Source organism: Paenibacillus sp. 01L418, assembly GCF_056400045.1.
The window spans coordinates 19,816-29,226 of record NZ_JBFTSN010000046.1 but is presented as its reverse complement, the minus strand read 5'-3'; the positions used below and the strand labels follow the sequence as shown (position 1 = coordinate 29,226).

At 43.4% G+C, this 9,411-nt stretch carries 9 protein-coding genes; all 9 read left to right on the top strand.

From position 1 onward, the window contains the following. Window positions 1-1,383, top strand: a 1,383-nt coding sequence (gene topA / locus AC1DSE_RS09245) for a type I DNA topoisomerase (RefSeq protein WP_477527615.1), incomplete at its 5' end; no start/stop codon positions are given. A 786-nt stretch (window positions 1,384-2,169) separates the two neighbouring features. Continuing rightward, entirely contained in the window at window positions 2,170-3,489 is a 1,320-nt protein-coding gene (trmFO, locus tag AC1DSE_RS09240) for an FADH(2)-oxidizing methylenetetrahydrofolate--tRNA-(uracil(54)-C(5))-methyltransferase TrmFO (RefSeq protein ID WP_477511429.1), read from the top strand. 57 nt (window positions 3,490-3,546) lie between these two features. After that, window positions 3,547-4,092, top strand: coding sequence for an ATP-dependent protease subunit HslV (gene hslV, locus AC1DSE_RS09235; RefSeq protein ID WP_477511428.1), 546 nt, complete (start codon window positions 3,547-3,549; stop codon window positions 4,090-4,092). A gap of 78 nt (window positions 4,093-4,170) precedes the next feature. Beyond that, window positions 4,171-5,571: an ATP-dependent protease ATPase subunit HslU gene (gene hslU, locus AC1DSE_RS09230; protein WP_441881297.1), complete on the top strand. Its 1,401-nt coding sequence runs from the start codon at window positions 4,171-4,173 to the stop codon at window positions 5,569-5,571. A gap of 27 nt (window positions 5,572-5,598) precedes the next feature. Further along, complete coding sequence (gene codY / locus AC1DSE_RS09225; protein WP_076269144.1) at window positions 5,599-6,369, top strand: GTP-sensing pleiotropic transcriptional regulator CodY; 771 nt, start codon at window positions 5,599-5,601, stop codon at window positions 6,367-6,369. 216 nt (window positions 6,370-6,585) lie between these two features. Continuing rightward, window positions 6,586-6,999: a flagellar basal body rod protein FlgB gene (gene flgB / locus AC1DSE_RS09220; protein WP_339208914.1), complete on the top strand. Its 414-nt coding sequence runs from the start codon at window positions 6,586-6,588 to the stop codon at window positions 6,997-6,999. A gap of 2 nt (window positions 7,000-7,001) precedes the next feature. Beyond that, window positions 7,002-7,451, top strand: coding sequence for a flagellar basal body rod protein FlgC (gene flgC / locus AC1DSE_RS09215; protein WP_441881295.1), 450 nt, complete (start codon window positions 7,002-7,004; stop codon window positions 7,449-7,451). Between the two features lie 39 nt (window positions 7,452-7,490). Then, complete coding sequence (gene fliE, locus AC1DSE_RS09210) at window positions 7,491-7,796, top strand: flagellar hook-basal body complex protein FliE (protein WP_076269147.1); 306 nt, start codon at window positions 7,491-7,493, stop codon at window positions 7,794-7,796. A gap of 42 nt (window positions 7,797-7,838) precedes the next feature. Then, window positions 7,839-9,410, top strand: coding sequence for a flagellar basal-body MS-ring/collar protein FliF (gene fliF / locus AC1DSE_RS09205; RefSeq protein WP_477527614.1), 1,572 nt, complete (start codon window positions 7,839-7,841; stop codon window positions 9,408-9,410). Window position 9,411 lies beyond the last annotated feature (1 nt).

The window sequence follows — 9,411 nt, the reverse complement described above, 5'->3', positions numbered from 1 at the left end:
GAGAAGGAGCGTCTACGCAATCCAGCGCCTCCATTTATAACGAGCTCCCTTCAACAGGAAGCGGCAAGGAAACTTGGCTTCCGGGCTTCTAAGACGATGTCAGTAGCACAGCAGCTGTATGAAGGCGTTGAGCTGGGTAAAGAAGGTACAGTCGGTTTAATTACTTATATGAGAACCGATTCTACGCGCATCTCGCCTATCGCTCAAGAAGAAGCGAAAGAATTCATTTCTGAGAAGTATGGCGAAGCTTTTGTGCCYGAACAACCACGCATTTACACAAAGAAAAACAGCAACGCTCAAGACGCGCATGAAGCGATTCGGCCAACGTCCATATTAAGAGATCCCGAATCAATGAAACCGTTCTTGAGTCGTGATCAGCTGCGACTGTATAAGCTCGTATGGGAACGTTTCGTATCGAGTCAAATGCAATCGGCAGTGCTCGACACGATGACCGTGGATTTGCAGGCAGGCGATACAACGTTTAGAGCTACTGGTTCTAAAGTGAAATTTGCCGGCTTTATGAAGGTATATGTGGAAGGCAACGATGACGGCACGGTTGAAGAGCATAAGTTTTTGCCGCCGCTAGCCGCTGGAGATGTCATTCAATCAGAATCGATAGATCCAAAACAGCATTTTACGCAGCCGCCGCCACGTTTTTCGGAGGCGCGACTAGTAAAGACGCTTGAGGAGCTCGGTATAGGTCGTCCAAGTACGTATGCGCCAACTCTGGAAACGATTCAGAAGCGCGGATACATTGCAATGGAAGAGAAAAAATTTATGCCAACTGAGCTTGGAGATCTTGTCATTCAGCTCATGGAAGAGTTTTTCCCTGAAATTTTGGATGCGGAGTTTACAGCGAACATGGAAGGCAATCTCGACCATGTGGAAGAAGGCACAGAGGATTGGGTAAAGGTGCTCGCTACATTTTACGAATCCTTTGAGAAAAGATTAGAAGTTGCCGAAGATGAAATGAAGGAAATCGAAATTCAAGACGAAGTGTCCGATGAGCTTTGTGAGAAGTGCGGACGCCACCTTGTCTATAAGATGGGCCGATTTGGCAAGTTTCTTGCGTGCTCGGGCTTCCCGGATTGCCGCAATACGAAACCGATCGTCAAGGATATCGGTGTGACATGTCCGAAATGCGCAGAAGGCAAAATCATTGAGCGTCGGAGCAAAAAGGGACGTATATTTTATGGCTGTGATCAATATCCCGGCTGTGATTATGTGTCATGGGATAAACCGACGAACAAACCTTGCCCRCAATGCGGCGAGTCCAAGCTTGTTGAAAAGCGCAATCGCAGCGGAGCAAAGCTGCTTTGCCCAACATGTGATTATTCCGAAGAGGTATTGGATGAAGACGAGCAAGGTACCGATACGGATTAATTAAGCATGAGCTAGCATTAGCAACCATACTACAGAATCGAATGACAACCGCCTTACCCGTCCTCCCTTCACAAAGGGGGGACACCGTTGTTAAACGGGCTATTAAGCTGCTGTAATCGATTTATAATGGTTTCAATCATTCTGATATTTCAAATGGCTTAAATCGCTCAAATCGCACCAAAGCTTCTACTGTCTTTCAGTTATGTGATACTAAAGGTTGTGCAAGCTGAACTCATATCATTAACTGATGCTGATGGAAGAGATCTTTGTTTGCGCAAGCTGGAAGCGTGTCACGAAGTGACGGAAGCGATCTTACGGCAATGGGATGGATAACCGACTGATTAACACAGAGGTTAGTCCAATTGCAGGTGTCCAGAGGACGCAGTCCTTGGGGCCCTCCCTTGGAAGGGAGGGTTTGGGTGGGTTCGAAAAGCTTGTGGGGTTTTAAGTTTTAAAAGGATTTGAAGTTTTATAAGGGTTTTAAGCTTTAAAAGGCTTTTAAGTTTAAAAAGGAATTGAATGTTTTAAAATGCTTGTAAAAGTGTTGTAAAATTGTTGTAAAAGTGTTTTAAAATACAAAAAGTGTTTTAAAAGTTTTGTAAAGCTTGAAAGGCTCTAAAAGCTCTTTATAAAGTTTTAAAGTTGAAAAACTTCACAACATTCAAAATGTTTGAAATTATTGGAAGGTTTGAAATTATTAATTTACAATAAAAAAACCTTTGAAGGCAAGGTAGTAGCGCCAAAGGTCAACCTACGTGAACTATATCTGAAAGGATTGAATATATTTTGTCACAACCACAAAAAGTAACCGTCATCGGAGCAGGACTAGCAGGCAGCGAGGCAGCATGGCAAATAGCATCACAAGGAGTACCTGTCGTTTTGTATGAAATGCGTCCAGTCACAAAAACACCTGCTCATCATACGAATCAATTTGCAGAGCTTGTATGCAGCAATAGCTTGCGTTCTAATGGTCTTGCAAATGCTGTCGGAGTATTAAAGGAAGAGATGCGAAGACTAGACTCGCTTATTTTGAGCTGCGCTGATCAGCACGCTGTACCTGCGGGAGGAGCGCTGGCGGTTGACCGCGACGGTTTCTCTGGTGAAGTTACTCGCAGACTGCATGAGCATCCACTTGTTGAAGTACGGAATGAAGAGGTAACAGAAATTCCGAAGGATGGAATTGTTGTTATTGCTACAGGCCCACTGACAGCACCGGGCTTGTCTTCGCAAATTCAAGAGCTGCTGGGCGAAGAGTATTTTTATTTCTATGATGCTGCAGCGCCAATCGTTGAAAAAGATTCGATCGATATGAGCAAGGTTTATTTAGCTTCCCGTTACGATAAAGGTGAGGCTGCTTATTTGAACTGTCCAATGACAGAAGAAGAATTTGAAATTTTCCACGAAGCGCTGACAACAGCTGAGAAAGCAGAAGTAAAAGATTTTGAGAAGGAAGTCTACTTTGAAGGCTGTATGCCGATCGAGATTATGGCAAGCAGAGGCAAACAAACCGTATTGTTTGGACCTATGAAGCCAGTTGGACTTGTAAATCCGCACACGGGTGAGCTGCCACATGCTGTAATTCAGCTTCGTCAGGATAACGCTGCAGGAACATTATACAACCTAGTTGGATTCCAGACTCATCTCAAATGGGGAGAGCAAAAACACGTCTTCTCATTAATACCAGGTCTGGAAAATGCTGAGTTTGTTCGTTTCGGCGTTATGCATCGCAATACGTTTATCAATTCACCTCGTTTGCTTAAGCCTACCTATCAGCTTAACAACCGCGAGACCTTATTTTTTGCAGGCCAGATGACCGGTGTTGAAGGTTATGTGGAATCTGCTGCTTCCGGCTTGATTGCTGGAATCAACGCTGCAAGATTAGCTCGAGATCTTGAACCACTCGTATTGCCGGAGCAAACTACGCTTGGCAGTATGGCTCATTATATTACAACAGCCGATTTCAAGCATTTCCAACCGATGAATGCTAATTTCGGTTTATTTCCACCGCTTGAGAAGAAGATCCGCAGCAAAAAAGAAAAGAACGAAATGATTGCGAATCGCGCTTTGGAAGGTATTGAGCAATTTAAAAAGGAACATTTGCAATAATATTGCGTAATGAAGGCATGGCAATTTAATTATTTGGAACCTTGAGGAGGCAAAGCAATGGAAATGCAATTTCACGCTACAACGATTTGCGCAGTTCGTCATGAGGGAAGAGGTGCAATTGCCGGGGATGGTCAGGTCACTTTTGGGAATAGCATGGTCATGAAAAACTCTGCTAAAAAAGTAAGAAGGCTTTATCGCGGTCAAGTCGTCGCAGGTTTTGCAGGATCAGTTGCAGATGCCATTACTTTGTTCGAGAAGTTTGAGGCAAAGCTGGAGGAGCATCACGGCAACTTGCAGCGCTCAGCTGTTGAGCTTGCCAAGGAATGGCGTTCAGACCGTGTCCTTCGTAGATTGGAAGCGATGATGCTCGTTATGGACAAAACCGGCTTGCTGCTTATTTCAGGCAACGGTGAGATCATTGAGCCAGATGACGGCATTCTAGCAATCGGCTCAGGCGGCAGCTTCGCATTATCGGCAGCAAGAGCGCTTCAGCGTCATGCACCTCAAATGGAAGCAAAGGATATCGCACGTTCATCGCTAGAAATAGCGGCAGAAATTTGTGTATTCACGAATCATAATATTATTGTTGAAGAGATCGTATAAATCGAGTAACAGGATTTTGGATAGAAGGCCAAACTTCGGAAAGTCTTAGCGAAGAATAGAAATCGGAGGGATTTTATAATGGGAAATGATGCACTGACGCCTCGTCAGATCGTAGCGGAGCTTGATAAGTATATTGTTGGGCAAAAACCAGCGAAACGTTCTGTAGCCATTGCGCTTCGCAATCGTTATCGGAGAAGTTTGCTCGATGAAACGCTGCGCGATGAAATCGTTCCGAAAAATATTTTGATGATCGGACCTACCGGAGTAGGTAAAACGGAAATCGCACGCCGCTTGGCAAAGCTGGTTAAGGCACCATTTGTGAAACTAGAAGCGACGAAATTTACTGAGGTCGGATATGTAGGCCGTGATGTTGAATCAATGGTCCGCGATCTAGTGGAAACAGCTATACGTATGGTGAAAACAGAAAAAACGGAAAAAGTAAAAGACAGAGCAGAAAAGCTAGCTAATGATCGCATCGTTTCTTTGCTTGCTCCGTCAACGGCTAAGGCTAAATCGCAAAAAAATCCATTTGAAATGTTGTTTGGCAATCAACAGCAATCAGAAGAGCAAAAGGAAGAGCCGGAAGTGGAAAATGCGCTCTTTCAAAAACGTTCGCAAATTAAAGAGCAGCTCGCGGCTGGCAAGCTGGAAAACGAAATCATTGAAATTGAGGTAGAGGACTCCTCACCTAATATGATGGATATGCTTTCAGGCCAGGGCCCAGAGGGCATGGGCATGAATATGCAGGAGCTGTTCGGTCAATTAATGCCGAAGAAGCCGAAGAAGCGCAAGCTGCCTGTAAAGGAAGCTCGCAAGGTGTTGACGCAGGAGGAAGCTAACAAAATAATCGATATGGATGATGTCATTACCGAATCGATTACAAGAGCTGAGCAATCTGGCATTATTTTCATAGATGAAATTGACAAAATTGCGAGCCCATCACGTGGATCTGGCCCAGATGTATCTAGGGAAGGTGTTCAACGTGATATTTTGCCTATCGTTGAAGGCTCTACTGTCATGACAAAATATGGTCCCGTTAAAACGGATTATGTGTTGTTTATCGCTGCTGGCGCGTTTCATGTTGCCAAACCTTCGGATTTGATACCAGAGCTTCAAGGTCGTTTCCCGATCCGGGTAGAGCTGACTAGTCTTAGCTTGGACGATTTTGTAAGTATTTTGAAAGAACCAAAAAATGCTTTAACGAAGCAGTATTCAGCTCTACTTGAAACGGAAGGCATTCAGATCGAATTTACTGATGAGGCGATTCGTGAGCTTGCGTCCATTGCCGCAGATGTTAACCGCAATACTGAAAATATTGGCGCGCGTCGCTTGCATACGATTTTGGAGAAGCTGCTGGAGGATCTATCTTTTGAAGCGCCTGAGTTGTCGCTCGAAAAAATGACGATTACGCCGGAATACGTTCGAGAAAAACTCGGAAGCATTGCGCAAAATCGCGATTTGAGTCAATATATACTGTAGTTGTTATGAGTTTTGGGAGGCATTAGAATGACTTTACTAACGAAGACTAGAACGCTGAACCGGTTGTTGCAACGCGCAGCTGGCAAAGCGCTGAGTTTCAGGGAAATGGCAGAAGTACTTTGTACAACGATTCAAACCAATGTGTTTGTCGTCAGCCGGAGAGGTAAAATACTTGGCTGCTCCGCAGTAGATGCGTTTGATCACGATTTCATGCGAACGTTATCAGCTGATGAGCTTCGTTTCCCGCAAGAGAGCAACGTTCGGTTTCTTGATATGCAGGAATCGATGACGAATGTGAAGCCAGATTCGGGAATTTACGAAACTTTTCCGCGGTTAGGTGATCAAGAAATTATGACGGTTGTACCTATTATTGGCGGAGGAGATCGTCTAGGTACGTTGGTCCTGACCCGTTTATCCGGTACTTTCGATGACGATGACCTTATTTTAGCTGAATATGGTTCAACGATTGTTGGCATGGAGATTTTACGGGAGCGCGCGGATGAGATTGAGCAAGAGGTTCGCAGTCGTGCAGTCGTTGCCGTTGCGGTCGGTTCGTTGTCATTTAGCGAATTAGAAGCGGTCGAGCATATTTTCGAGGAGCTTGATGGCAAGGAAGGTTTGCTTGTCGCATCGAAGATCGCTGACCGAGTAGGAATTACTCGTTCAGTTATTGTAAATGCGCTTAGGAAGCTGGAGAGTGCTGGTGTCATAGAAACAAGGTCATTAGGCATGAAAGGCACATACATTAAAATATTAAATCACCAATTATTGCAAGAATTAGATAAGATGAAGCGATAATTATAGGACGTTTAGACCATTTTTGCCCTATCTGATTTTAAAGATAGGGCTTTTTTCTTATTGTAATAATTTAGGAAATTGTTGAATATTATCATGTCGGCAAAAATCGACACATGTATCTCATTTTTTTAATATTTACTGTCGAACAAAGAAGGAATGAGCAGTAATCTGTTGAATACGTTAAGAAGATCCCCTATGTGAAAGTGGTGAAACTACGTGAATTTGTTGAATGGCGCAGCATTTGGAAGAATGGAAGGTGCGCTTCAAGCAGCTGAAATGCGGCAGCGCGTCATTTCTAACAATGTGGCAAACGGTGATACGCCGCATTTCAAACGGTCAGAGGTTTTGTTTGAGGAATTATTAGAGCAATCCATGGGAAATACGCAAGGGCAATTGATCGGCAAACGAACGAATCAAAAGCATATTGCTATTGGAGCAGGTTCTTCTAATGTACCTATACCCAAACTTATTACCGATGAAACAACTTCGATGAACAACAATGAAAATAATGTTGATGTCGATCGTGAGATGTCTTTGCTAGCTAAAAACCAATTAAGCTACAACTTTTATGTCCAACAGATTAATCATGAGGTAAGAATGATGCGCACAGCGATTGAAGGGAGAGCTTAACGATGAAATTGTCCACAGGGTTTGATATCAGCGCTTCGGCTCTATCAGCACAAAGACTGCGGATGGATGTAATTTCTTCTAATATAGCGAATGCTGAAACGACGAGAGGCAGTTTTGTAAATGGACAATTCCAGCCTTACAAGCGAAAGATGGTTGTCATTGAACCTCTGCAGCAGTCCTTCTCAAATGTGCTTTCTCAGCAAATGAATGAAAACTCCGCTGCTCAAGGAGTTAAAGTAACGAGAATTAAAGAGGATCAATCGCCAAACAAGCTCATTTATAATCCAACGCATCCTGATGCTGATGCAAACGGCTATGTAAATATGCCGAATGTGGATGTAACGAAGGAAATGGTAGATATGATTGCAGCTACAAGATCTTACGAAGCAAACGTAACCGCGCTAAACGCTACCAAATCAATGTTTATTAAGGCACTAGAAATAGGAAAGTAATTGATTAACAATTCCATATGAAGTATTGGGGGAGTAATGATGATACAAGCGATGTCGCTTAGCCCGGTTCAGCCAACCAAACTCATTGAAACTAAATCGGTTCAAGAAGCGACTCCGGCACAATTGACGCAATCATTTGGTCAATATCTAGAAACGGCAATTAATAATGTAAGTGATCAGGAAAAGAACGTTCATAAGCTTAACGACAAATACTTAATAGGTCAGGTTGACGTTTCAAAGGTTTTAATTGCTTCTGAGCAGGCGCAACTAAGTTTGCAGCTTACCTCACAAGTCCGCAACAAAATGGTCGAGGCATATCAAGAAATGATGCGGATGCAAATTTAACCATCATGAAGACCTAGCATAGTATTTGGGTGAGGTGAAAATGTGAACGAGAGAATCGCCCAGTTTCGAGGTAGGCTTACACAATTATGGAGCCAGACGGGCAGAAAACAAAAAATTTGGTTGGGGRCATCTATTAGTGGACTATTGTTAGCAATTATTTTGTTAACGATTGTATTTACGAGAACGGAATACGAAATTGCTTTTCAAGGTTTGGATACAACAGACGCAGCTGCTATTATGACTTACTTAGACGGAAGCGGAATACCTTACCAGCTCAGCAACAATGGGAAAAGCATTTCAGTACCGAGCACAGATGCAGCACGAATAAAAGTAGATGTAGGTTCTCAAGGTTTAGTTCAAAACGGTTCCATTGGTTTTGAAGCATTTAATGCAAGCTCAAGCCAGTTTGGCACAACCGAAAATGAATTCAATGTAAAATATTTGAATGCTTTGAACGGTGAAGTTCAACAGTTGCTGAATGCGATGCAAGGTGTGGACAGTTCGAAGGTTTTGGTTAACTTGCCAAAAGAAAGTGTATTTCTATCTGCAGAAGACGCGGAGCAAGCATCAGCATCGATTATGATGAAATTCGTGTCTGGCTATCGTCCAAGTCAGAAGGAAATCGACGGCTATTACAACCTGGTAAAAACAGCGGTTCCGGATTTGGCAATTAAGGATATTACGATCTCAAGTCCTCAAGGCGAATTAATCTACTCTGATGTTGCTGGCGGAATAGCTAATAATTCAGATGCGGTTGAGTCCCAATTCGTCATTCAGCGCAAATATGAGGCTGAGCTCAAGAAAAATATCCAGCAGTTTCTAGGAACAATCGTTGGAGCTGATAATTTAGTCGTTCAAGTTTCTAGCAGCATGAACTTCGATAAGAAGACATCGCAGGAATCTGTTGTGAAGCCGCTAGACAATAACAACAATAACGGCATTATCATTAGTGAACAGCTGAATAACAGTACTTCGACTGGCAATTCAGGAGACGCTGGCGGTGTTGCTGGAACTGGAGAAACTGACGTACCAGGCTACGAAGCGGCTGCGACGGGCAGCAATTCTTCAGAATCGAACTCGACCATTCGGAATTATGATGTGACTCGAATCAACAACAACATCGAATCCGGACCTTTTGTTTTAAAAGACCTTTCTATTAGTATCGGCATCGAACAGTCACAAATGAATGATGAAGCAAGCAGAACGGCCATTATGACATATTTGACTGCATTGGTGCGCGCACAACTAGCTGATTCTGGTCAAGATGTAACCAATGACGCATTGATAGAGAAAAAAGTTGCTCTTATTGCAAGAACATTTTCTGGAAGCAGTTCTGCTAAGGAATCGAGCCTACTATCAACACCTTGGATTATCGGAATTGGTGTTGCTGCTCTTGCTATCATTGGCGGACTCATCTACATGTTAGCACGCAGACGCAAGAAGGTTGCCGAGGAAGAAATCGAATTGGTTGCTCCAGCTAAAGTGGAATATCCAACTCTTGATTTGGAAAGTGTCAACAACGACAGTCAGGCTAGAAAAAATCTTGAAACACTTGCCAAACGAAAACCGGATGAGTTCGTTAACCTTCTTCGCACATGGCTTGTGGATGAATAGA